Source organism: Streptococcus sp. HMSC10A01 (genome assembly GCF_001807785.1).
Taxonomy (GTDB): Bacteria; Bacillota; Bacilli; order Lactobacillales; family Streptococcaceae; genus Streptococcus; species Streptococcus gordonii.
The window spans coordinates 1-23,728 of sequence record NZ_KV790975.1 but is presented as its reverse complement, the minus strand read 5'-3'; the positions used below and the strand labels follow the sequence as shown (position 1 = coordinate 23,728).

Genomic DNA, 23,728 nt, shown 5'->3' with positions numbered 1-23,728 from the left:
ACACTTGACTATTCAGAGAATAGGTGTATAATGTGTTGTGAACTACTTAACAAATAAAGATTTCCAGCTCATGTCGACTAAGGATGGAAATCTTGTGTATAGACAGTTCAGTAGATATATAATAGAGCGTTGCGTCCGAAAGTCTATCCAGACACGGCTCTTTAAAAACAAAAGGAGAAGATTATGAAAACAGAACCGATTCATCGTACCAGTATGTGGAAATTTAAGTTAAGTGCTGCCACCATGACTTTGATTCCCGCTGCCGTGGGGATTAACTATGTTGCCAAAGCCTTGGCGGAGGGGTTAAAGTTGCCCGTTTGGCTGGGGTCTTTGGGAACCTTTCTTGCCAGCATGTTGGCTGGGCCGGTTGCCGGTGCCATTAGTGGTTTCATCAACAACGTGATCTATGGGCTGACCTTATCGCCAATTTCAACCGTGTATGCGATTACCAGCATCGGAATTGGGATTGCTGTCGGAGTTTTGCACGCCAATGGGTGGTTCTCGTCAGCGCGACGAGTATTTGTTTCTGCTATTATTATTGCCATCGTTTCAGCTGTCATTTCAACGCCGCTCAACGTCATCTTTTGGGGTGGTCAGACCGGTATCGCTTGGGGTGACTCATTGTTTGCGGTAATGGTCGCCAATCATGCACCAGTGTGGCTGGCCTCATTTACCGATGAGTTTGTCTTGGATATTTTGGATAAAGTCTGCGTGGCCTACCTGGCATTCTTCATCTATCGTCAGCTGCCGAAGCGGATGGTGCACTTCTTTAGCGATGATAAATGATGACTGATAAAACATTGATTTCTGGAGCGCCACGGGTCAAGCTCAAGTGGTACCAGGTGATCGATCCGATTACTAAGCTCTTGTTCATCTTGGACATGACGTTGTTGAGCTTTGCCAGTATGAATTTATTGCTTCAGGCCGGATTAATTCTTGTCGCAACACTGCTATTGTTATTTTCCAAATTGAGTTCTACCACCTTTAAGGCGCTGGGATTCAGCCTGTTTCTGATTTGCACCATGCTGATCATCCAAGGGTTATTTTACAGTCGGAATCAAACTGTGCTGTTTTCTGTGCTTGGGGTGTCGTTCTACAAAGAAGGCCTGATTTACGCCACCACTCTGGGTTGTCGAGTATTGGTGATTATTTTGACCAGTGGCTTTTTTATGGTGACCACGAGTATTTCAGAAAATGCGGCCTATTTGGAACTGTCCGGATTGTCTTATAAAACCGTCTACGTTCTGATGTCGGTGTGTTATATTTTGCCGGAAATGATGCGCAATATGCGGAAAATCCAGCAGGCACAAAAAGTTCGCGGAACCAATCCGCAAAAAACGTTGATTCAGAAATTAAAGTCAGTCCTGCCGGTTCTAATTCCATTGGTGATTAAGACCTTGGATCAATCGATGACGCGGTCGATTTCTCTCCAACTGAGAGGTTTTGATAATCTCAACCGGACTGTCAGAACCTCCCAGCGCGTGTATCGCCTGTCGCGGACGCTGCACATTGGTCTGACTGGATTGGCAATTTTATTGATTGGGTGGAAAATATGGACGAAGATAAACGGATTGTAATTGAAAATTTGACCACCCGTTATCCGGGTACTGAGCAACCACAACTGCGTCAGATTAACGCGGAGGTTCATACCGGCCAGGTGGTTGGGATTATCGGGAATAGCCACTCCGGCAAATCGACTTTGTGCCGTGTGCTGGCAGGGGTCATTCCCAAAATTGTGTCTGCTGAGATTGAGGGCGACTGGCACATGTTTGGCCAGCGAGTGTCCGACAATTGGCCCGTTTATAATGCCATGAATGGAGTTGTACTGCAAAATCCAGCTGGCCAACTAAGCGGGTTGGCAGACACGGTTGCCGATGAAATCGCCTTTGACTTGATTAATCAGGGAATGGCTGAAGGACTGATTCAAAAACGGGTTGAAGAAGTTGCCACGCAAATGGGGCTGATTGAACAGCTGAATTTGCGTCCCGAGAGCCTTTCCGGTGGTCAGATCCAGCGGTTGGCAATTGCCACGGCGATTGTGGCTAATCCGGCTGTTTTGATTATGGATGATCCGACCAGTGAGATGGATCCCCTTGGCCGCCGGCAATTTTTCCAATGGCTGGACCAAGTCAAAGAGACGACTGTCTTCATTGTCACCAGTGAAATTGACGATTTGTGCGAAGTCGCCGACGTTGTGTGGGTGCTGCACGAGGGTCAAATGGTAGCCCAGGGCAGGCCGGGTGAGGTGTTTAATCATTTGGCAGCTGACTGGCAGATTCCAGCCCCGACAATCCAGCAACTTGCTCAAAAAATGGATTGGCACTTGGCTGATGGCCGGTATCCGGTGAATTACGCTGATCTGAAGGAGGTTCGTTATGTCCACAATTGAACTGAGCCACCTGACGTTCACTTATCCGGAACGGTCCTTTAGCTTGGATGTTGAAGACAAACACTTCGCCGATCCGATGGTGGCGATTGTCGGCCAAAATGGTGCCGGCAAATCAACGCTCTTCAAATTGTTGACGGGCTTGCTGACACCACAAACCGGTGTGATTAAGATCGATGGAGAAAATTTTAATGATCTTAAACCAGTCGAAAAGTTACTGAAGGTTGGGATTACTTTTCAGAATCCTGACGATCAGCTTTTCAACCCGACCGTTCAACGAGAGGTGGAGTGGAATGTCGCGCAGGTCATGGATGACCACGACACGATTACGAGGCGGGCTTTAGCGGCTCTAAAAAGAGTTGGCTTGGATGATAAAACAGCTGAAAGTCCATATGACCTGTCATTGTCGGAACGCAAGCTGTTGAGCGTTGCCACAGTTTTGGCAGTGGATCCGGCGATTTATTTATTTGATGAGCCGATGATGTCGCTTGATTGGGAAAGCCGGCGCAAGTTGACCGCAATTTTCCATCAGTTGGCTGATTCGGGCCACCAAGTTGTGACCATCACCCATGACATGGATTGGGTCGCCGCCGAGTTTGAGTCGGTGTATGTTATGGAACACGGGAAGTTTGGCTTCGCCGGCAGTCCACGGGAATTGTTCAGCAATCACGAACTTGTCCAGCGAGTGGGATTACTACCACCGCGGATTATGGACATAGCGGAGTCGCTGGGTGATTCACAGACATATTTATCGGTTAATGATTATTGCCAGAAAAATCGAGATGTATAGAAAAAGTCACCTCTGCGGGTTTTCCAGGTTGAAGGATTAACTTCAGCTTCTGGCAAGAACTCACATGGGTGACTTTTGTGTTTAATAACGTTTCATGATCATCGGGTGCTTCCTCAGATCACTCGGTTTGATTTTACTTTGTTTCATGGTCATAATCATATACCATTTCTTTTGGATTTTTTGTTTGACTAATACAAAATAGGTCTTCATAGGTCTTCGCATTTTTAGCGCCCATTAGGATCATCAGTATAATTTTCTGAATTAGGAGACTGTCCCATCACTATTCGAACTTCGTCTCCCAACTTACGCTGTTCCCATTCATCCGTGAATCCTTTAAATCGCAATTCTGGAACTTTCTTTTTAACTGAATCATCTATTTTCGCCATAGTCCCCACCATTTTATTGGTTTTTCTTGTTCTTCTATCCTTTTTTGATCTTTGATTTGTTCCTGCAAATTTTCCAACTTCTCTTTAAGAGCGTTCACTTCATCTTTATATTGATTGTCTAAGTGTTTGAATTCTGTTTCCTGTGAGGGCATTTTGAGGGCTTTTAAGTTATCATTTTCCGCCTTGTATTCTTCTAGCAACTTTTTATCTTGCAAGGCTAATCGTTGTTACTGGTCTAACAAATTAGTTAGTTTTTCTATTTGTTGGTCTTTGGTATTTGATTTGCTACTACTTTCTACTTTACCTAAAATTATTTTTTCTGCTTTAGAATTTATTAGATTAGACCCATTGGAACTTTTAAGCTGTAATTCTTTTGGTAACCTTTGGTAGTGATATTGAATATTTTGTTTTGTAACACTCAACTCATCCGCCAGCTCTTTGATCGTTTTTAAGTCTTCACTCATGATTTAAGTCCTGCCTTTTAACCGTTGGTAGATATTGTTCAATGGCTTTTTTGAGGTAGCGTGCGATATTATGCTTAGAATATTCTTCACGTCTGCTGGCAACATAAGACAAGTGGTCTTTGACACTATTTAGCCCTCTTAATTCTTTCAGTTCGTCATAGAGGGGGTAAACATGGACTTGCAATCCTGCCATGATTTTTGTATCATGCATTTCAAACGGACTTAGCAACATATTTTCTAGCAATAGCGTGGTGTACTTGCTTTTCATTGCTTCAATAGCTAGCTTATCTTCGGTTTCTGCTTTGCGTGCTTTATCTTCTTGATAGGCGGTATCTTCTAACTTATAGCTGTTATCGTCTGCTCGACGTTTCTTTCGTAACCAGATATCCAAGGTTAAACCGTCCGCATCAATCGCTCGATAGAGATAATGCCAACGCCCCTTAATTTTGATATAGGTTTCATCCATTTTCCACGAATAGAAGGACTGTTTATTTTTCTTTTTCCAGAGATGATAGAGGATTTTACTGTATTCTTGAACCCACCGATAAATCGTAGTGTGACAAACATTTATTCCACGGTCATAAAGCAATTCCTGAACTTCACGATAGCTCAGATTGTAACGTAGGTAATAACCAACAGCGACAATGATGACGTCTTGTTGGAATTGTTTGCCTTTAAAATGATTCATCTCTCAAGCCTTACTAACCTTTTTTCTGCTCTTTGAGAAGCTGAAGGTCGTGCTAGTAACTACCTATTTGGTTTGATTAATTCCATCATTTATCTGGTGCTTGCCCTTCAAAAAGGCTTCTATGGTGAGGTTTTAACAACTCTCTATTTTACAATTATGCAGCCAATTGGTCTCTTGGTTTGGATTTATCAAGCCCAATTTAAGAAAGAACAACAAGAGTTTGTCGCACGTAAACTAGACGGCAAGGGTTGGACCAAGTATCTTTCTATTAGTGTTCTTTGGTGGTTGGCCTTTGGGTTTATTTATCAGTCTATCGGAGCTAATCGTCCCTATCGTGATTCTATCACTGATGCGACCAATGGTGTAGGGCAAATCCTCATGACAGCTGTTTACCGTGAACAGTGGATATTCTGGGCAGCTACCAATGTCTTTTCTATCTATCTCTGGTGGGGAGAAAGCCTGCAAATCCAAGGAAAATACCTGATTTACTTGATCAATAGTCTAGTTGGTTGGTACCAGTGGAGCAAGGCAGCAAAAAGCGCTTAAAAATAAAAAAGGATCAGAAGATCCTTTTTTTGTGTTAGAGCAAAATGAGTAACACTGTAATAACGATAGCGCTCGTTATACGAATGATGTGGTGCGATATATGTTGACTTTCTGTCTGTTGGCCGTTCCAGTAGGCACCATAGCAGACGATACTCGAGCCCACAATCCATAGAAGAATGGTTGCAAGTGGGACGAAGTAAAAGATGGCTAGAGCCAGAGAGGTGAGACAACTGCCGACCAAGATGCACGTGTTTCCCAGACTGTAGTTTCTTTGTTTTATGGCTGAAAAAGCAGCTGCAAGGTGAAGCAATGAGAAGGCGAGAGCTAGTACAATTGTTAGTATTCCTAGAATCATCGAAGTTAACATAGTTGGTTCCTTTCTGAGTTACAGGCTTAGTTATCAAGTGGAGTTGTAGAGGTCATCCCCATTACATCAAGGTAAAATCTCACTACTTGGTCTTCTGTATAAGATTTTCCTTTTTTTAGCCACCAGGTCAGTGTTTCGATAAAATTGGTTACTACAAAATGTTTGAGGTAGGAGGCTGGTATGTTCGGATAGGCCTCTTGCAAATCCTCCGCTACCATGGGGTAAACATGGTGTTCGAGTTCCTTGTGTAGTTGGCGGAGGAAGTAGTCGTTTTTGGAAAAAAGGAGACTGGTGACATGGTCCTGGTTTTTCTGAAAATGTAAAAAGATATGTGCGAGGTAGTCCTCGGTAGTAAAGTGTCCTTCTCTTTCAAAGAGATGATGAAAGAGGTAGCGACAGAGGTCATCTAAAAGGAGTTCCTTACTCTCGTAGTGACAGTAAAAAGTAGAACGTCCAACATCTGCTAGGTCAATGATATCCTGAACAGTAGTGGTATCATAGCCTTTGTCGTTCAAAAGTTGTAAAAAAGCTTGATAGATGGCTTTTTTAGTCTTACTAACCCGACGGTCTCTTTTTGGCATATAGACACTTGAGACAAACTGTTCAGAACTGAACATGGCTGACAGTTTGCTTCTATCCTTTCTTTGGATTTTATTAGATAATACAAATGAAAGAAGTATGTATATACCCATTATACCAAAGGAGGGAGAGAAATGAGTTCTAAAACATCTATCTGGTTAGCTTTTTTCTTAAATTTAAGCTATGCGATTGTTGAGTTTATCGCAGGAGGAATCTTTGGTTCGAGTGCAGTTCTTGCTGATTCTGTTCATGACTTGGGAGATGCTATAGCCATTGGTATCTCTGCCCTTTTAGAAACGATTTCCAACCGTGAAGAAGATAGGCAGTACACCTTGGGTTACAAACGTTTTAGTCTTTTAGGGGCCATGCTAACGGCTGTGATTCTTATGATAGGGTCTGTCCTAGTGATCTTGGAAAATATCACAAAGATCGTTCATCCTCAACCTGTTAATGAAAATGGTATCCTCTGGCTGGGAATCATTGCAGTAGCTATCAATGTGCTAGCAAGTCTGGTAGTTCGTAAAGGAAAGACAAAGAACGAGTCAATTCTTAGCTTGCATTTTTTGGAAGACACTCTTGGTTGGTTGGCTGTCATTCTAATGGCGATTATCCTCCGATTTACAGATTGGTATATCCTCGATCCACTCTTATCGCTTGTTATTTCTATCTTTATTCTGTCGAAAGCCATTCCTCGCTTTTGGAGCGCACTGAAGATTTTCCTAGATGCTGTGCCAGAAGGGGTCGAGACAAGTGATTTGGAGAAGGATATAGAGGCTCTTCCCAATGTCAAAAGTGTCAATCAACTTAGCATTTGGTCCATGGACGGTCTAGAGAACAATGCTGTTGTCCACATTTGTATCAAGGACTGGGAGCAGATGATTGAGACCAAAGAAGTGGTGCGTCAATGTTTAGAAGAAAGAGGCGTGCAGAATATTACTATCGAAGTGGATAGCAGTCAAAGCAATCATGCGCAACATAAGCGGAGGGTGAGAGAGTTAGAGCAGAAGCATGGGCATCATCATTAGAAAAACGGCTTCTAGCGAGGTCGTTTTGTTATCCTATTCATTCCTCGTACTTTCTCTCAGAGTCAGTCTGGTTCCCAGCATGGTCAGGCTAGGTATTTTGCGACCATGGAGAACTTCCTTGTTAAGAATATCCATCCCTGCTCGGCCCATTTCTTCGGTATAGACGGTAATGCTTGAAAGAGGAGGATAGACCTGCTTGGTCAGGCTAGTGTCGTTAAAGGAAATGAGGCTGACGCGGTCTGGTAAGCTAATTCCAGCTTCTTGAAGGGCACGGAGGGCACCGATGGCTAAACTATCGCTGGCGGCAAAAAATGCTGGTGGTAGTTGGTCTCCTAAATTGTGAATCGCTTTTTTCATCAAATCGTAGCCAGACTGGGCAGTAAAGCTACCTTGAAAGACCAGTTTATCATTGTAGATACCTTTTGATATCGAGTAGTTTTTAAAATGATCAAGACGTTTATCCTGAATGGTTTCTTCTTGGTCGGTTGTTTCTTCAAGGCCGGTGAGAATCCCGATACGATCAAGCCCTTGGCTAAGGAAGTGATCGACTACTTGTTTTACAGCAGTGTAAAAGTCAGTGATAATACAGGTATGTCCCAATGAAAGTGTATCGCTATCTAAAAAGACCAGGGGTTTTTGGTATTCTTCAAAGGCAGAAATCTGTGCTCGGCTGAACTTTCCAATACAGAGTATCCCGATTACTTCCTCGCTCAGAGTAAAAGGATGGTCATTAAAATAGCGCAAGATGTCATAGTCCAACTCTTGGGCTCTTTTTTCAATACCAAGACGAATCTGATAGTAGTAGAGATCGTCCAGCTCCCCTTGTTCGCTGACCCATTGGATAATGGCAATCTTCTGCTTGGGTTTGTGGGATTCGCCTGTCTTGAGGTGCTTGGCATAGCCCAGCTCTTCAGCGACAGTTAAAATACGGTGTCTGGTTTCTTCTGTAACAGATAGACTCTGATCGCGATTGAGGACACGGGATACGGTCGCGATAGAGACAGAGGCTAGCTGTGCAATGTCTTTTAAGGTAGCCATAAATCCTTCTCCTTTTAGGTTAGTATATCATATTTTTCTTCTTTTTACCTATTGTTTAGTAAAACTTTAGTAAAAAGGATTGACCTTGGCAAAACCCTTGGTTACAATAGAAGAAAACGATTACACGTTAATACTCTTCGAAAATCAAATTCAAACCACGTCAACGTCGCCTTGCCGTACTCAAGTACAGCCTGCGGCTAGTTTCCTAGTTTGCTCTTTGATTTTCATTGAGTATAAGGTGACTTAACGGATAGTTAAAGGAGAATTCATATGACACAACATCTTACTGCTGAAGCCCTTCGCAAAGACTTTCTTGCCGTTTTTGGTCAAGAAGCAGACCAAACTTTCTTTTCACCAGGCCGTATCAATTTGATTGGTGAACACACGGACTACAATGGCGGTCACGTTTTTCCTGCTGCGATTTCCTTGGGTACTTATGGGGCAGCTCGCAAGCGTGACGACCAAGTTTTGCGTTTCTACTCAGCCAACTTTGAGGACAAGGGCATCATCGAAGTTCCTCTAGCTGACCTCAAATTTGAAAAAGAGCACAACTGGACCAACTATCCAAAAGGGGTTCTCCATTTCTTGCAAGAAGCTGGCCATGTGATTGACAAAGGGTTTGATTTTTATGTCTATGGAAATATTCCAAATGGTGCTGGCTTGTCTTCTTCAGCATCATTGGAACTCTTGACAGGGGTCGTGGCTGAGCATCTCTTTGATTTAAAACTAGAGCGTCTCGATTTGGTTAAAATCGGAAAACAAACAGAAAACAACTTTATCGGAGTAAACTCTGGTATCATGGACCAGTTTGCTATCGGTATGGGGGCTGACCAACGTGCTATTTACCTAGATACCAACACTTTGGAGTACGACTTGGTGCCACTTGATTTGAAGGACAATGTCGTTGTCATCATGAATACCAACAAACGCCGTGAACTAGCGGACTCTAAATACAACGAACGCCGTGCTGAGTGTGAGAAAGCCGTGGAAGAATTGCAAGTTGCTTTGGATATTCAGACCTTGGGTGAGTTGGACGAGTGGTCCTTTGACGAGTATAGCTATCTAATAGAGGACGAAAATCGTCTCAAACGGGCTCGCCATGCTGTTTTGGAAAATCAGCGCACTTTGCAAGCGAGGGCCGCTTTGCAGGCAGGTGATCTTGAAAAGTTTGGCCGTCTCATGAATGCGTCTCATGTTTCATTGGAGCATGACTATGAAGTGACTGGTCTAGAGCTGGACACCTTGGTTCACACGGCCTGGGAGCAAGAAGTTGTTCTGGGGGCTCGTATGACCGGAGCTGGCTTCGGTGGTTGCGCCATTGCTTTAGTTGCTAAGGATGCGGTGGATTCTTTCAAAGAAGCAGTTGGCAAACGCTATGAGGAAGTAGTTGGATACGCTCCAAGCTTCTATATCGCTGAAGTTGCATCGGGGACACGAGTTTTAGACTAGGAGAGAAGTAAATGGACGCTGTAATATTTGATTTAGATGGCTTATTAGCTGATACTGAGATCATTTCTCTAAAAGTTTATCAAGAATTGCTTAAAGATTTTGGAATTCCTTTCACAGAAGAAACATATTCTAGAGAATACAGTGGACATAGGGAAGAGGAGAATGTTCAACGATTTTTAGATACCTATGATTTACCTTGGAACTTTGACCAAACCTTGGAAAAAGTTTATGAACTGGAAGCTCGAATATTAGCCAAAGGTGTAAATTTAAAAAAAGGTGCTAAAAATTTGCTTGCTTTTTTGAAAAGAGAAGGTATTCCAATCGCTCTAGCAACTTCAAGTGTTGAATCTAGAGCTAGAATAATTTTGGATAGTAATGGTATACTGTCCCTATTTGACCATCTAGTTTTTGCAAAAGATGTAAAGCGAAGCAAACCTTACCCTGATATATTTTTAAAGGCCTGTAGTGATTTGAATGTTTTACCAGAGAATTGCTTAGTATTAGAGGATAGTGAAGCAGGGATTGAAGCAGCGTATAGAGCTGGGATACCAGTTGTTTGTATTCCAGACTTAAAAATGCCAGCACAGTCTTTCTTAAATAAAACAGAACAAGTTTTTCAAGATTTAGATGCTGTCAGAGACTATTTAGAAAGTAGGAAGGAGAATCAATGAGTCAGGGAGTTCTAGATGCATTTATCACAGAAGTCATTGCAGAAAGTACCTTTGAGGAAATAGATCGAATCTACCTGATCAATCGTGTTCTGGCACGAGTGGGAGAAGGTGTTTTGGAAGTTGAGACTGATCTGGATAAATTGATTGACCTCAAGGACCAGCTGGTTGAGGAGGCAGTTAGATTAGAGACGATTGAGGATAGACAGACTGCGCGTGAAATCCTTGGTGCTGAGCTCATGGACTTGATTACACCTGCCCCTAGCCAGCTCAATCGGGACTTCTGGACGACTTATGCCTCCAATCCCGAGCAAGCTGTGGCTGATTTTTACCAGCTTAGTCAAAAGAACGATTATATCAAGGTCAAGGCTATTGCTAAAAACATTGCTTTCAAAGCACCAACTTCCTATGGGAATTTGGAAATCACCATCAATCTCTCTAAGCCAGAAAAGGATCCTAAGGAAATTGCGGCAGCTAAAAAGTCTAAGAATAGTAACTATCCAGCCTGCCAACTCTGCATGGAAAACGAAGGCTACCAGGGTCGCTTGGATCACCCAGCCCGCGCCAATCATCGGATTATCCGCTTTGACTTGGCTGGACAGGAGTGGGGCTTTCAGTATTCGCCCTATGCCTACTTTAATGAGCATTGCATCTTTCTGCACAGCCAGCACCTTCCTATGGCGATTAGCCGGCTGACCTTTGAGCGCTTGTTGGACATCGTTGAGACCTTTCCAGGCTATTTCGCTGGCTCAAATGCCGACCTGCCTATTGTTGGCGGCTCTATCCTGACTCACGACCACTATCAGGGCGGACGTCATACCTTCCCTATGGAAATAGCAGAGCTGGATTGCAGCTTTACTTTTAGAGGATTTGAAGAAGTAGAGGCAGGTATAGTCAAGTGGCCCATGTCCGTCATTCGGCTGAAATCTGAGAAGAAGGAACAGTTGATTGAGTTGGCTGACAAGATCTTGCAAGCTTGGCGGACTTATTCTGACCCAAGTGTGCAGGTGTTGGCAGAGTCTGAGGGTGAGCCTCACCATACCATCACACCGATTGCCCGCAGGAAAGATGGATCTTTTGAGCTAGACTTGGTCTTGCGGGACAATCAAACGTCGCCAGAACACCCAGACGGCATTTACCATCCTCATAGGGATGTGCAGCATATTAAGAAAGAAAATATCGGTCTGATTGAGGTGATGGGGCTGGCTATTCTGCCGCCTCGGCTCAAGGAAGAACTCAAACAGGTAGAACTTTTCCTACTAGGAGAAAACTGTCAGGTTGCTGCCTATCATCAGGAGTGGGCCAATCAACTCAAAGACCAGAATCCAGATGTTACCGCTGAGACGGTGGAAGGAGTAGTTCAGGCATCGGTTGGGCAAATTTTCAGCCGTGTATTGGAGGATGCTGGAGTTTATAAGCGAACAGAGGAAGGGCAGGAGGCTTTCATGCGCTTCGTCCAATCCGTTGGCATCCAGCCTTAGGAAATGTGTTATAATGAATCTAGCGTAACAGGGAAAGGAAGTTTTATGGCAATTTTAGTATTAGGTGGTGCTGGCTATATCGGCTCGCACATGGTTGACCGTTTGATAACAGCAGATAAGGAAGAAGTAGTCGTTGTTGATAATTTGGTGACTGGCCACCGGGCAGCCGTCCATCCGCAAGCAGTCTTTTATGAGGGGGATTTGGCGGATAAGGACTTTATGCGTGATGTCTTTGCCAAACATCCATCCATTGATGCGGTCATTCACTTTGCTGCCTTTTCACTGGTTGCTGAGTCTATGGTAGATCCACTCAAGTATTTTGACAATAACACAGCCGGCATGGTTTCCCTTTTAGAGGTCATGCAGGAATGTGGCGTTAAAAATATTGTCTTTTCTTCGACTGCTGCGACTTATGGCATTCCTGAGGAAGTTCCGATTCTGGAAACGACTCCGCAAAAGCCGATCAATCCTTATGGTGAGAGCAAACTCATGATGGAGACCATTATGCGCTGGGCAGACCAGGCCTATGGCATCAAGTTTGTAGCCCTGCGTTATTTCAATGTAGCCGGTGCCAAGCCTGACGGCTCAATCGGCGAGGACCACGGGCCTGAAACCCATCTCCTGCCCATTGTGCTTCAAGTGGCTCAGGGTAAACGAGAGAAGATTGCTGTCTTTGGCGATGATTACGACACTCCGGACGGGACTAATGTCCGCGATTATGTCCATCCTTTCGACTTGGCTGACGCCCATATTCTGGCTGTCGAGCATCTGCGTGCTGGACATTCATCAGATGCCTTTAACCTTGGCTCTTCGACTGGTTTTTCCAACCTGCAGATTGTAGAAGCAGCACGAAAGGTGACCGGACATCCTATTCCTTTGGAAATAGCAGATCGGCGCCCAGGAGACCCGGATACGCTGATTGCTTCCTCTGAGAAAGCAAGAAAAGTTCTGGGCTGGCAGCCGAAATTTGACAATATCGAAACCATTATCGAAACTGCTTGGAAATGGCATTCCAGTCATCCAAATGGCTATGATGATAGAGTTTAATAGCCCTCTAAAGCAAACCAGTAGGATTTACTGGTTTTTTTGTTTAAATCAAGTCTTAAACTAGAAGAGATTAGAAGGTCTCTTCACAGTTTGCCCTACTGAAGGCCTGTAATTTTTATGGTATAATGGGTTCATTATAATTTAAAGAGTTCTGAAGATTTCTATTTGACTCTTATAAAAAAGAATAGGAAATAATATGCACACGATTCTTGCTTTATATATCACCCTGATGCCGGTCATTCTGGCTGGAGTTCTGAATATGATCTTTTGCAAGTCTTCACTGCTAGAGGTGGCTTATCGACCAATGGATGCTGGGCTGATTTTAAAGGATGGGAAGAGGCTGTTTGGAGCTAACAAGACTTGGAAAGGTTTCTTTGGTATGATTGTCTGGGGAGCCTTGGCTCAGATCCTTTGGGGCTTGCTCTTAAAGAGTTTTCCTACCCTAGAGAAGCTGCACTTAGTCTATGCTTTCTACGAAAATACCGTGCTGTTTAATCTGGTACTTGGGTCTCTTTTGGGGCTGGCTTATGTTTTGTTTGAGCTGCCTAATAGTTTTGTCAAGCGCCGTTTGGAAATCAGAGAGGGCAAGACGGCGGAGAATGGCTGGAAATGGACCTTTATCTGGATTGACCAGATTGATTCCTTGATTGGATGTATTATTTTCTTGCTTTTCTATATCCCTCTGTCTTGGCAGCAGATGCTGGGCATTTTAATCCTAGGGGCGGGCACGCATCTAGGAGTCAATCGTCTGCTCTACTGGACTAAGCTTAGAAAAAATCGTATGTGAGATGGGAGTTTTTGATGAAAGAACTATGGCTGGAAAAAGAGCCTTCGGCCGTCTATGGCGGTAAAATCAATCAGTTAATCAGCCTCTGTCAACTAGGTCTTTCGGTTCCTAAGGCTCTGATTTTGCCAGCGGACCAAGTAATGGCTTGGCTAAGCGCAGCTCTGCCAGAATACTCAAAAGAGGGACTTAAAGAGTTCATCAAACTGGGCAAGGAGGGAATTGCGGAGCGTTTGCAGCAGTATCCCTTGGATCCAGCTTGGAAGCGAGAGTTAGCAGCCTTTTGCCAGGAAAATCAAGCTTATATTGTTCGCAGCAGTGCCCTTTTAGAAGACGGACAGGCCATGTCATTTGCCGGTCAATATAACTCGATTGGAAATTGCCGGACACTGTCAGAAATTGAGCAGGGCATTCGTTCTTGTCTGCTTTCTCTCTTTAATCCAGAAGCCTTGGCCTACTGGCAACGTCAGGGTCTTACTGAGCAGGATTTTGCCATGGCAGTGCTGATTCAGGAGCAGATAGAGCCCGACTTTAGCGGTGTCTGCTTTTCTCTAGACGTGGCAACAAATCAGGACCAGACCATGCTATTGGAGTATGTAAAAGGCTCAGCTGAGAGCTTGGTTAGCGGTCAAGTTAATCCTGATCAGTTGACTCTTCCTTGGTACAAGCCAGACTGGAGCCAATTTGAAAAGGCTGAAATCTCTCTTACAGTCTTGCAGAAACTGCATGCGCAAGTTTTGCAGATTGTGGCCTATTTTGGTCGGCCGATGGATATTGAGTGGTGTGCTGTCCAAGAGCAAGTCTATATGCTTCAGGCTCGGCCTATCACGACGGTACCAACTAAAATCGACAGTGGCCGCTGGACGACGGCGAATTTTCGGGATGGAGGCGTGGCGGCCCAGCCCTGTCCAAATCTGATGTGGAGCCTTTATCGTCATTCTTGGCAAGAGGCTCTCTCCAGCTTTTTGCTGGCTATTGGTCTAGAGCCTGAAGGAGTTATGCCTCCGCTGATGCGTCTCCACTATGCACGGCCTTTCTGGAACTTAGGCGTGGTCAAGCAAGGTATGGAGCAGATTCCTGGCTATATTGAACGAGACTTTGATGATGAGCTGGGAGTTAATAAAGACTACCAAGGTCAAGGTTTTACCAGCAAATTAAGTCCAGCCTTGCTTCTAAATTTCCTACGGGTAGCTTTGAAAACGCAAAAAGTAACTAAGACTTTTCTGCATCAGGCGCCAGAGAAGCTGCAAGAGCTGCGTCAGCAATTTAACCGCCTGAATCAAGAAATACGAGAACTAAATGACCAAAGCCCGCTGCAGCAGGTCGAAAGTCTTTGGAAGTTAGTGCTAAATCAGGCTTATTTAAACAGTGAAGGAACTTATTTCTGGCAAGCCTACATCAATACGGTCCAGCTGTCCATGAAAAAGACCAGTCTCCTCAAACGGCTGACGGTGGATGAATTTTTCCAACTGATAGCTAAGTTGGGAAATGTTTCGCATACCAAGCCTTTGGCTCGAATGCTGGAAGCTGCGGATCTTATTTTGGCAGAGGAGAAACTGACAGACGATTGGCTGAAGTTATCGGTGGAAGAGTTGCATCAGCTAGCTGCACAATATCCTGAGCGAGCAGATTTCATCAAGATTCAGGATTTTCAAAGGGATTTTGGCTATCACTCGGCTCGGGAGCTGGACTTGCGAGTAGCGAGTTATGAAGAAGATGCTTATCAGGTTATGACAGTTGTCCAGCAGTTGGTTGCTGATTCAGCGTATTACCAAGCGGCCAAAGCTTCGCTCAGTCCTGTCTCAGAGTCTGAGCTGGATTTGGCTCATCTATCTCGAGCCAAGCAGAAAAAGATTGAAAAAATCAGTCAAGATCTGAGAAACTTGCTCTGGTGGCGAGAGGAGTTCAAGGATATTTCCACGCGCTATTACCACCTCATTCGTCAGATTAGCCTCAAACTCAGCCGAGCCTATGAAAAGCGAGGCTTTCTTAAAAATGAACAAGATATTTTTTACATTAAGAAAGAAAGTCTGACTGCCTTTATGGAAGGGCAAAAAACTGCCGATCAGCTTCAAGAAGAGGTTGCTGATAGTCAGCATTATTGCCAGGCCTATCGGAATTTTGAGCCAGTGGGGGATTTGACTGATAAAGAGATGAGCCTGGAAGAAGTGGCCCATGACAGTCGGGCTCTGCTGACAGGCATGCCAGCCAGCAGCGGTCAGGTGACCGGTCGGGTTCGAGTTCTCTTGGATTTGGCGGATATTGAGACGATTGAACCGGGAGAAATTCTTGTCACTCGCTATACAGATACGGGTTGGAGTTATGTTTTCGGTATTCTGGGTGGACTTGTGACAGAGTACGGTGGAGTTCTCTGCCATGCCTCCATTGTCGCTCGTGAATGCGGGATCCCAGCTCTGGTCTGCGCCAAAAATGCAACTCAGCTGCTAGAAACTGGCATGCTGGTTACTTTAGATGGAAGAAGAGGAGAAATAAGAATTCATGAAGAAGAATGAACCTTTGTTTATCGGTGAATACGACAAATCTGTTATCCTGACCTATATGGGCGCTGCTTTTGCACTGTTGGCAGTCTATGCCGTCATTCAGTCCCAGCTGCGGCTAGCAATGATGGCCTTTATCGTTAGCGGTATCTGCGACCTTTTTGATGGTGTGTTGGCGCGACGGATGAAGCGGACTGAAAGCCAGAAGCGCTTTGGCATTGAGATTGATTCGCTCTGCGACATGATTAGCTTTGCGGCTCTCCCGGCTGTGCTTCTCATGACTCAGCTGCCCTTGGGAGCGGCCAATATCATCTTGGCTGTCCTCTATGTCTTAGCTGCGGTCACGCGCTTAGCGCATTTTAACCGCTTGGCCAAGCATGATGAAGGATCTGGGGCCTATTTTATCGGATTGCCCGTCACTTACAGCGCCCTATTTTTCCCATTGACTTATCTGGTATGTCAATGGCTGGCGCCTGGTTTCTTTGCTTGGGTGTGGCTGGGCTTGTCTCTTTTACTGACCTTCCTATTTGTCTACAACTGCCGTATTCCCAAGCCAAATAAGCTGGCCTATCTGGTCTTTGCGATTCTAGCTGTTGCAAGTCTGATTGGTCTGGGGGTTCTCCCGCATGGTTAAGGTCTATCAGAGAAGGACTGGCCAAGTAGTTGAACCGATAGAATACAAGGCGGGTCTGTTAGACAAGCTTTATGTTACTGCTTGGGGTCGCTTCTTATTGCCTATCTTGACCCGACCTAGCCTGTCTTATCTTCTGACTTTGAAAGACTACACTTCATTTTCTCGCAAGAAAATAGCAGCTTTTGTGGAAAATTATCAGCTGGATCTAGCTGACTATGAAGGTGGCCCCTATTCTAGCTTTTCGGCTTTCTTCCAGCGGAGAATCAAGCCCGCTCTGCGTCCAGTTTGTCCTGACAGTCAAGTATTGGCAGTGGCAGATGCCAAGCTGCAGGCTTTTACCATCAGTCAGGACTTGCAGCTGACGATAAAGGGGCAGACATACAGGCTAGCTGACTTACTGCTGGATGAAGAATTGGCTCAACTGTTTAGTGGCGGAACAGCGCTTGTCTATCGCTTGGGAGTGGAAGACTTGCACCGCTATTTGGCAGCTGAATCCGGCAGAATTACCCAAAGTCGAAAAATCAAAGGTCACCTGCATACGGTTAGACAGGTAGCCCAGAAGAGACGCTTGATTTACAAGGAAAATAAAAGAGAATACTGTCTTTTAGATACCGACCTAGGATCTGTCCTGCAGATGGAAGTAGGGGCTCTCTTGGTCGGAAGAATTTACAATCATAGTCAGGACCATTTGGTCAGGGGACAGGAGAAGGGTTGCTTTGGTCTGGGCGGCTCAACCATTCTTGTCCTCTATCCAGCAGGCACGATTCGCTTGGATCAGGATATCCTGACTTACTCAGACCTCGGAATAGAAACCCAGATTCAAATGGGTGAAAAGATTGGAGAAAAGCTATGTTTAAACGATTAGCTGTTTATTATAAGGAAATGTTTCCTTTGCTGCCGCGCTTTTTTGTGGCTGCCATCATGTTTTTTGAGATTTATTTTGTTCTTCTTCTCAATGACGGAGTGACCACCTTTCACTTTGACCATCAGGAGTTGATTGGGATTTTTACGATTTTTGTCTTTCTGATGATTCTGCGGATTGCAGATGATTTCAAGGACTACGAGACCGACAGACGCCTCTTTCCTCATCGGGCTCTGCCATCTGGTCGGGTAAAAAAGAAGGATCTGGCTATTGCCCTCAGCTTTATCGTAGCTGTATCTGTACTTCTCAATATCCTCTTTATGAACAATATCGGCTGGTTCCTCTTTCTCTATATCTACGGAACTCTCATGTCCTTCTGGTTCTTCAAGCGTGACAAGATTCAAAATTCTCTGCCACTGGCTCTAGTGACCCATAATCCGGTCATGATGATTTTAAATCTCTATACCATTTCTTTTGTCTGCTACAAGTACAATCTGCCCCTCTTGTCCCTGCCGACCGTCTTGCTGGCCTTTACCATGTATTTCCCAAGTCTGATCTGGGAAGTCTGCCGCAAGATTCGGGCGCCAAAAGACGAGACAGAGTATGTGACTTATTCTATGCTTTTTGGCTACAAAAAAGCCACTCGCTTTATCGAGGTGGTGACTCTGCTGGATATCTTGACCAATTTCGCTCTCCTATGGAATATTTCCCATGTCGGAGTGGTAGTCTTGGTGCTGAATGTCATCTGGATGACCGTCCAGTTTGAGCAGTTTATCAAGGATCCAACTCGCTTTAATATCCGGGAGCGGGTAGAGCGTTATACTTATATCACAGAGACGACCATGGTTCTGTCCGTTGCTGTTTATCTCTTAATGGGGGTACTTTGATGAAAAGAATCAAGCAGACAGGGCTTGACCAGGTTGGAGGCAAGGCCTATCATTTGCTGAAAATGCAGGCTGCTGGTTTGCCGGTTCCTGACTTTGCAGTGTTTGCTTTTGACTTTTTTCAAAAATCTGCCAGCTTTACTGACTTGGAGCGGATGGAAGCAGCCTATCGGTCTGGAGAGTTGGACTTGTTCCAACTCAGTCAGCAACTGCAGGACTGGGCCAGAGAGCAGTTAAGTCAAGAAGATTTGACAGCGGCAGAAAACTGGATTCAGCAGGAATTTGATCAGACAGACTGTCGCTTTGTAGTCCGCTCATCAGCAACCATTGAGGATGGGAAGGCCTCATCCTTTGCCGGTCAGTTTGAGAGCCAGCTCAATGTGAAGCCAGAGGGGCTTAAAGAAGCTATCCAATCGACCTTGCTTTCTCTCTATCAGGAGTCAGCTCTTAGCTATCTATTTGAGCAAGGCCTATCCTTGAAGCAAGCACAGATGATTTGCCTTGTTCAGATCATGCAGGAAGGAGACTTGTCAGGGATTTACTTCACAGCTAATCCCAAGGGCATTCTGAACGAGGATATCATTGTCATCGGTAGAGGCTTAGGCAACAAGGTTGTCGAGGATAAGATTCCTACGACAATGGTGACGCTTCATCCCAAGGACCAGCTCTTTTATACAGAGCAGACGGAGGACTCACCAGAATTATCACAGGAACAACTTGAGGAGTTACAAGCCTTGGCTGATCAGGTTACTCAGCTTTTCGGACCTTATATGGATATGGAGTTCACCTTCGCAAATGGCCAGCTCTATCTCTTGCAGGCTCGACCTATTACTACCTTGCCAGAGGGACAGCAGATTATTCTGGATAACAGCAACATTGTCGAGAGCTATCCGGGCGTTTCCAGTCCTCTGACTATTAGTTTTATCCAAGAGGCTTATGCCAGCATTTTCCGCAGTCTGGCTCAACGCTTGGTTGGCAAGGATGCGCCTGAGTTAGCTGCCTATGAAACCACTTTTCAAAATATGCTGCAGTCTGTCAATAGCCGAGTTTATTACCAGATTCAGAGCTGGTATCAGCTACTGCAGCTTTTGCCTTTTTCGAAGAAAATCATTCCTATCTGGCAGGATATGCTGGGAGTGAGAGAGACGGAGGTGCCTCAGATGCCGGTGCACCTGTCTTCTTTCAAACGCGTACAAATCATGCTCCGTATCATCCGAGAGTTTTGGACAGCACCCAAGCAAATGCGGCAATTGGAAGAGCAGTTTGCCCAGATTCAGCTAGAATACGAAGCGAGCTTTTCTCCCGACGCAGATGCAGAGACTTTGATTGGCTTGGTCAGCAAGCTGAAAGAGGATATTCTGGCTCACTGGGACATTACGCTGGTCAATGACCTCTATGCTTTTGTCTATACCGGACTCCTGAAAAAGTCGCGTCGCGGCGTGTCTGTTCAGGCTGAGATTGCGGGAATTGAGCAGATTGAAAGTATGCGGCCGGCTTTGGCTCTTCAGGCTTTAACAGCTCAGCTGAAAGCAGAAGAAAATGCAGAGATTAGACAAGCTATGGAAACTGAAAACTCAGCAGTTTTTCTAAGTCGCCAGCATCCTTTGGTCCAAGAAATTACTCATTTTATCCATGAATTTGGTGATCGGGCTCCGGAAGAGTTGAAGTTAGAAACTCCAACCTTCCGAACGCACTCAGAGCGTCTGCTCAAGCTCCTGCTGCAAATGTGCCAGCAAGAGGAGAAGAAGTTGACCCCTCAGAAACTTGAAGAAGAGGAGCAAAAATCAGGCTGGTGGACGAATTTTCTTCGCAAGCGAGCCATGACTGGCGTTAAATATAGGGAAAGCTCTCGCTTAAACCGCACACGGATCTATGGTATGATGCGGCAGATTTTCCGAACTCTTGGGCAGCAATTAGCCGAGCAAGGGCTGCTGGATTCGGCAGATGATGTTTTTTACCTGACAAAGGAAGAATTGTTTGAGCTGACTAGAACGCCTAGAGATGTTAGCGGCTTGATAGCCGAGCGTCGGGAGAAGTTGGAGGCTGACAAGGAGTTGCCAACCTTTAGTCGCTATGTTTTTGCTGGACAGGTCTTTGAGAAATACCTGAAACCGCAAAACCGCACTAGCAGTCATAATACGGGTAATCAAGCCTTACAAGGGATTGGCTGCTCGCCTGGTTGCGTTAAGGCTCAGGTTTTGGTTGTGGAAGATGTGCAGGAGATTGAGTCTGCTCAGGACCGGATTATCGTGACCAAGATGACCGATCCGGGCTGGGTTTATCTTCTGACCCAAGCAAAGGGGGTTATTGCTGAGCAGGGGTCTTTGCTCTCGCACACGGCCATTATTTCCCGCGAGTTGGGTATTCCTTCTATTGTCAATGTTAGAGGAGCTTGCAGTCTCTTGCAAAATGGCGACTGGATTGAGATGGATGGCCTTACTGGCAAGATTCGACTGATCAAGGAGGAAGGTTATGCTTGAAATTAAACCAGTTAAACCCAATACGACAGAGTTGGCCGATTTTCTAGCTCTTCCCAAGCAGATTTACCAGCCAGATCACCTCATGCAGTCGGAAGAGGAAGAACTGGCTTTGATTGAAGGCAGTCACCCGCTGAGTTCTGACTTAGAAACCTATGCCTTTATTGGCTATAAGGACAGTCGAACTTGTATTCGAGGGCTCCTGACCTTCTATCCAGACGATGAGGCTGCTTACTTGGGATTTTTCGAGTCGATCAATGATCAGCAGATTGCATCTGCTTTTATCGAGCATTTAGCAGGTTTTGCTCGCAGTCTCGGAGCTAGTGGGATTATCGGTCCCGTACAAGCAAGTTTTTGGCTGGGCTATCGAATGCAGCTGAGTGGAACAGAGGAGCTCCCTTTTACTGGAGAACCTCATAATCCAGACTATTATCCTGAGCTGTGGCAGGTTGCTGGTTTTGAACTCAAGGAGCGCTATCTGTCCAATTTTTATCCCAAGGTCAGCAATCAAACTCATCAGGATAAGCTGGCTCATCGCTTTGAGTCTTTTGAAGAAGCGGGTTTCACCATTTGCTCTCCAAAGAAGCAGGAGTGGGAAGAAGCTTCGCTGCAGGTTTTTGAGCTCCTCAATCGCCTCTATCAAGAATTTCCGATTTATCGGTCTATTTCCAGTCAGCAGTTCAGTCAGATTTTTCAAAAATACCAGTATATTCTTGATTTTTCTATGGTTAAGCTGGCCTATAAGGAGGGCAAGCTAGCTGGTTTTTTGATTGCCATGCCGGACTATGGCTCTCTGGTTTATCAAAAAATGACTCCTATTAACCTAGCCAAGTTTTTTTGGACCAAGCGTTTTCCCAAACGTTATACGATTATGTATCTTGGAGTAGATGAACAATTCTTGGGGTTAGGCTCTGCCTTGGCCTATCCGATTTTTAAAGAAGCGCAGAAGCGACAAGCTTCAGCTATTGGTGCCCTGATTCATCAAAAAACCGTCACGCGGCACTATGCAGCAGAATTGCAAGGAGACAAGCATGAGTATGGTCTCTTTGAATTAAGATTGTATTCATAGTTACTAAAGCATATTTACAAAAGCAAATTTTCTGAGTGGAAATTTGCTTTTTATTTCAAAAGGTAAAAATGAATAATATGTTTGATTGAAAAAGAAGGAATTTTCAGTATTTGAAGATATATTTTTGAGCAAAGAAATTGTCCTTTTGAAAAAATTTCAGTAAAATTTTAAGAGATTATTATATTATGAAAAGGGAATTATTATGGAAAAAAGAATCACTGGTGAGAGGTTCCGGCGCTATTCTTTAAGAAAGTTATCAGTAGGATTGGTTTCCGCTACTATCGGAAGCTTCTTTTTGAGTACAGCGATAGCAGGAAATGTAAGTACGATTGAGGCTGCAGAAGTATCAGCTAGACAAACTATTCCTGTTCAATATCACTACGTAGTAGAGTCTGAACTGACTGAGGCTGAGAAGAATACAGTCGTTAAGGAGCTTCCAAAATTTGTAGAAGAAAACTCTGACGCTTATTATTTAGTATATCGTCCAAAAACTCAGGGGCTGTTGGAAAATAATCTGCCGAGGACGGGATACTCAAGTCTGTGGGAAGCAACTTTTGCAGTTGCTGGGCTGACTTTAGCAGTCTTAGTAATTGCACGAGGTAGAAATGGTAAGCGATACCTGTCTTCTATTTTGCTGGTGACGGGTCTAGGCTCTATTCTCTTAGCTCCTTCTGTGTTTGCAGTGACCAATATTGAATTAGCAGCTTACAATCAAAGACTGAATTTGTCAGTAGGAGATAAGCTGCCTGAGCCTTTAGAGATAACCGGTTTTGAATATGTCGGATATCTAAAAAGTGAAGGACAGGATAAGGTGAATGGAGAAAGAAATTTCCAGATTCCTACGACTCAAAAGGGCTTGTCATCTGTTGAAGTCAATAAGCAGGCGGGCAAATCTGTGAGTTTTTCTGAGAATACAAGTACTCCCAATAAGCCAGTATCTACTGAAACAGAGAAACTGACAGAGCAAGAAAAAGCCGTTGCTGTCAAGGAGCGCGAGTCTAATCGACGTTTTCCAGTTACTGAATTACCTGAATTGCAACTCAAGAGCCAAGACAGCACCCAAACCCAAGTTCTGCCTTATCAAACTGAGTACCAATATTCAAATGAGCTCGCAGAAGGGCAATCTCAGGTCATTCGCGCAGGTGTCGCAGGTACACGTACTGTCATCACACGAAATTATATTGCAGGTAAAGAAATTGTAAAAAGTGAAGTGGTTTCAGACCAGGTTACTGCTACGCCTATTTCGGAAATTATTTTAGTTGGAACAGCTACAGTCAAATCTGTTCCGAAAGAAGCGCCAGTTCAGGAAGTCCCAGAATTGACGACTTATGGAACTGCACCAGATACCGCACCGGTTCAAGAAGTTCCGGAGCTAACCACTTATGGCACTGCACCCGATACAGCGCCAGTACAAGAAGCTCCGGAATTGACCAATTATGGTACAACCCCCGAAACAGCACCATTGCATGAAGTTCCTGAGTTGACCAACTATGGTACTGCCCCTGAAACAGCGCCAGTGCAAGAAGTTCCTGAGCTGACCAACTATGGTACAACCCCTGAAACAGCACCAGTGCAAGAAGTTCCCGAGTTGACCAACTATGGTACA

General features: G+C 44.7%; 24 protein-coding genes and 1 pseudogene. 18 read left to right on the top strand and 7 right to left on the bottom strand.

What is annotated here, in order from left to right:
- Positions 1–183 precede the first annotated feature (183 nt).
- From HMPREF3108_RS05945 to HMPREF3108_RS05930, 4 genes are read left to right on the top strand one after another with little or no spacing between them, the layout of a single operon-like run.
- Positions 184–786, top strand: a complete 603-nt coding sequence (locus tag HMPREF3108_RS05945; RefSeq protein WP_012000350.1) for a hypothetical protein — start codon at positions 184–186, stop codon at positions 784–786.
- On the top strand, positions 786–1,577 hold the full coding sequence (locus HMPREF3108_RS05940; protein WP_000130448.1) for an energy-coupling factor transporter transmembrane component T: 792 nt from the start codon (positions 786–788) through the stop codon (positions 1,575–1,577). The genes HMPREF3108_RS05945 and HMPREF3108_RS05940 overlap by 1 nt, the downstream gene beginning before the upstream one ends.
- On the top strand, positions 1,553–2,389 hold the full coding sequence (locus tag HMPREF3108_RS05935; protein WP_045773690.1) for an ABC transporter ATP-binding protein: 837 nt from the start codon (positions 1,553–1,555) through the stop codon (positions 2,387–2,389). The genes HMPREF3108_RS05940 and HMPREF3108_RS05935 overlap by 25 nt, the downstream gene beginning before the upstream one ends.
- Complete coding sequence (locus HMPREF3108_RS05930; protein ID WP_000103848.1) at positions 2,376–3,176, top strand: energy-coupling factor ABC transporter ATP-binding protein; 801 nt, start codon at positions 2,376–2,378, stop codon at positions 3,174–3,176. Before HMPREF3108_RS05935 ends, HMPREF3108_RS05930 begins: the two co-directional genes overlap by 14 nt.
- A gap of 224 nt (positions 3,177–3,400) precedes the next feature.
- Here the strand turns inward: HMPREF3108_RS05930 and HMPREF3108_RS10685 are convergent, their stop codons facing one another.
- Genes HMPREF3108_RS10685 through HMPREF3108_RS10960 form a run of 4 tightly spaced genes read right to left on the bottom strand, consistent with a single transcriptional unit; the run spans position 3,401 to position 4,714 of the window.
- On the bottom strand, positions 3,401–3,562 hold the full coding sequence (locus HMPREF3108_RS10685; RefSeq protein WP_001062367.1) for a hypothetical protein: 162 nt from the start codon (positions 3,560–3,562) through the stop codon (positions 3,401–3,403).
- Complete coding sequence (locus tag HMPREF3108_RS05925; protein ID WP_001152920.1) at positions 3,550–3,777, bottom strand: hypothetical protein; 228 nt, start codon at positions 3,775–3,777, stop codon at positions 3,550–3,552. The genes HMPREF3108_RS10685 and HMPREF3108_RS05925 overlap by 13 nt, the downstream gene beginning before the upstream one ends.
- Before the next feature lie 12 nt (positions 3,778–3,789).
- Complete coding sequence (locus HMPREF3108_RS05920) at positions 3,790–4,026, bottom strand: hypothetical protein (protein WP_001287839.1); 237 nt, start codon at positions 4,024–4,026, stop codon at positions 3,790–3,792.
- On the bottom strand, positions 4,019–4,714 hold the full coding sequence (locus HMPREF3108_RS10960; RefSeq protein WP_080982560.1) for an IS6 family transposase: 696 nt from the start codon (positions 4,712–4,714) through the stop codon (positions 4,019–4,021). Before HMPREF3108_RS10960 ends, HMPREF3108_RS05920 begins: the two co-directional genes overlap by 8 nt.
- Before the next feature lie 39 nt (positions 4,715–4,753).
- On the opposite strand from HMPREF3108_RS10960, the pseudogene pnuC reads away from it, so the two are divergent.
- Positions 4,754–5,260, top strand: a pseudogene (pnuC, locus tag HMPREF3108_RS05910) (nicotinamide riboside transporter PnuC); the annotation flags it as partial.
- Between the two features lie 34 nt (positions 5,261–5,294).
- Here pnuC and HMPREF3108_RS10955 read toward each other — a convergent pair.
- Together HMPREF3108_RS10955 and HMPREF3108_RS05900 are read right to left on the bottom strand one after the other, a co-directional pair.
- Positions 5,295–5,627: a hypothetical protein gene (locus tag HMPREF3108_RS10955; protein WP_048779648.1), complete on the bottom strand. Its 333-nt coding sequence runs from the start codon at positions 5,625–5,627 to the stop codon at positions 5,295–5,297.
- Between the two features lie 26 nt (positions 5,628–5,653).
- Positions 5,654–6,208, bottom strand: a complete 555-nt coding sequence (locus tag HMPREF3108_RS05900) for a TetR/AcrR family transcriptional regulator (protein ID WP_048779743.1) — start codon at positions 6,206–6,208, stop codon at positions 5,654–5,656.
- 132 nt (positions 6,209–6,340) lie between these two features.
- Between HMPREF3108_RS05900 and HMPREF3108_RS05895 the strand changes: the two genes are divergently transcribed.
- On the top strand, positions 6,341–7,231 hold the full coding sequence (locus tag HMPREF3108_RS05895; RefSeq protein ID WP_048779646.1) for a cation diffusion facilitator family transporter: 891 nt from the start codon (positions 6,341–6,343) through the stop codon (positions 7,229–7,231).
- Between the two features lie 33 nt (positions 7,232–7,264).
- On the opposite strand, the gene galR is transcribed toward HMPREF3108_RS05895, so the two are convergent.
- The gene (gene galR / locus HMPREF3108_RS05890; RefSeq protein WP_048779643.1) at positions 7,265–8,269 is read right to left on the bottom strand and encodes a DNA-binding transcriptional regulator GalR; all 1,005 of its coding nucleotides are present in this window, start codon (positions 8,267–8,269) and stop codon (positions 7,265–7,267) included.
- Between the two features lie 270 nt (positions 8,270–8,539).
- Between galR and HMPREF3108_RS05885 the strand changes: the two genes are divergently transcribed.
- From HMPREF3108_RS05885 to HMPREF3108_RS05830, 12 genes are all read left to right on the top strand, one after another.
- Positions 8,540–9,718: a galactokinase gene (locus HMPREF3108_RS05885; RefSeq protein ID WP_070493762.1), complete on the top strand. Its 1,179-nt coding sequence runs from the start codon at positions 8,540–8,542 to the stop codon at positions 9,716–9,718.
- Between the two features lie 11 nt (positions 9,719–9,729).
- Positions 9,730–10,389 carry an HAD family hydrolase gene (locus HMPREF3108_RS05880; RefSeq protein ID WP_070493759.1) on the top strand — a complete coding sequence of 220 codons (660 nt, stop codon included), beginning with the start codon at positions 9,730–9,732 and terminating at the stop codon, positions 10,387–10,389.
- The gene (galT, locus tag HMPREF3108_RS05875; RefSeq protein ID WP_070493754.1) at positions 10,386–11,867 is read left to right on the top strand and encodes a UDP-glucose--hexose-1-phosphate uridylyltransferase; all 1,482 of its coding nucleotides are present in this window, start codon (positions 10,386–10,388) and stop codon (positions 11,865–11,867) included. The genes HMPREF3108_RS05880 and galT overlap by 4 nt, the downstream gene beginning before the upstream one ends.
- 45 nt (positions 11,868–11,912) lie before the next feature.
- Positions 11,913–12,914, top strand: a complete 1,002-nt coding sequence (gene galE / locus HMPREF3108_RS05870; protein ID WP_070493752.1) for a UDP-glucose 4-epimerase GalE — start codon at positions 11,913–11,915, stop codon at positions 12,912–12,914.
- A 196-nt stretch (positions 12,915–13,110) separates the two neighbouring features.
- Positions 13,111–13,701 (top strand): CDP-archaeol synthase, encoded by a 591-nt coding sequence (locus HMPREF3108_RS05865; RefSeq protein ID WP_048779632.1) that lies wholly within the window; start codon positions 13,111–13,113, stop codon positions 13,699–13,701.
- A gap of 14 nt (positions 13,702–13,715) precedes the next feature.
- Positions 13,716–16,211, top strand: a complete 2,496-nt coding sequence (locus HMPREF3108_RS05860; protein ID WP_070493746.1) for a PEP/pyruvate-binding domain-containing protein — start codon at positions 13,716–13,718, stop codon at positions 16,209–16,211.
- Complete coding sequence (locus tag HMPREF3108_RS05855; protein ID WP_048779628.1) at positions 16,198–16,830, top strand: CDP-alcohol phosphatidyltransferase family protein; 633 nt, start codon at positions 16,198–16,200, stop codon at positions 16,828–16,830. The genes HMPREF3108_RS05860 and HMPREF3108_RS05855 overlap by 14 nt, the downstream gene beginning before the upstream one ends.
- Positions 16,823–17,695 carry a phosphatidylserine decarboxylase gene (locus HMPREF3108_RS05850; protein ID WP_048779625.1) on the top strand — a complete coding sequence of 291 codons (873 nt, stop codon included), beginning with the start codon at positions 16,823–16,825 and terminating at the stop codon, positions 17,693–17,695. The genes HMPREF3108_RS05855 and HMPREF3108_RS05850 overlap by 8 nt, the downstream gene beginning before the upstream one ends.
- Positions 17,680–18,579, top strand: a complete 900-nt coding sequence (locus tag HMPREF3108_RS05845) for a UbiA family prenyltransferase (RefSeq protein ID WP_048779623.1) — start codon at positions 17,680–17,682, stop codon at positions 18,577–18,579. The genes HMPREF3108_RS05850 and HMPREF3108_RS05845 overlap by 16 nt, the downstream gene beginning before the upstream one ends.
- Positions 18,579–21,056 carry a phosphoenolpyruvate synthase gene (locus HMPREF3108_RS05840; RefSeq protein WP_070493743.1) on the top strand — a complete coding sequence of 826 codons (2,478 nt, stop codon included), beginning with the start codon at positions 18,579–18,581 and terminating at the stop codon, positions 21,054–21,056. Before HMPREF3108_RS05845 ends, HMPREF3108_RS05840 begins: the two co-directional genes overlap by 1 nt.
- Positions 21,049–22,122, top strand: coding sequence for a hypothetical protein (locus HMPREF3108_RS05835; protein ID WP_070493740.1), 1,074 nt, complete (start codon positions 21,049–21,051; stop codon positions 22,120–22,122). The genes HMPREF3108_RS05840 and HMPREF3108_RS05835 overlap by 8 nt, the downstream gene beginning before the upstream one ends.
- Before the next feature lie 202 nt (positions 22,123–22,324).
- On the top strand, positions 22,325–23,728 hold a 1,404-nt coding region (locus HMPREF3108_RS05830), incomplete at its 3' end, for an SIALI-17 repeat-containing surface protein (RefSeq protein ID WP_141738453.1).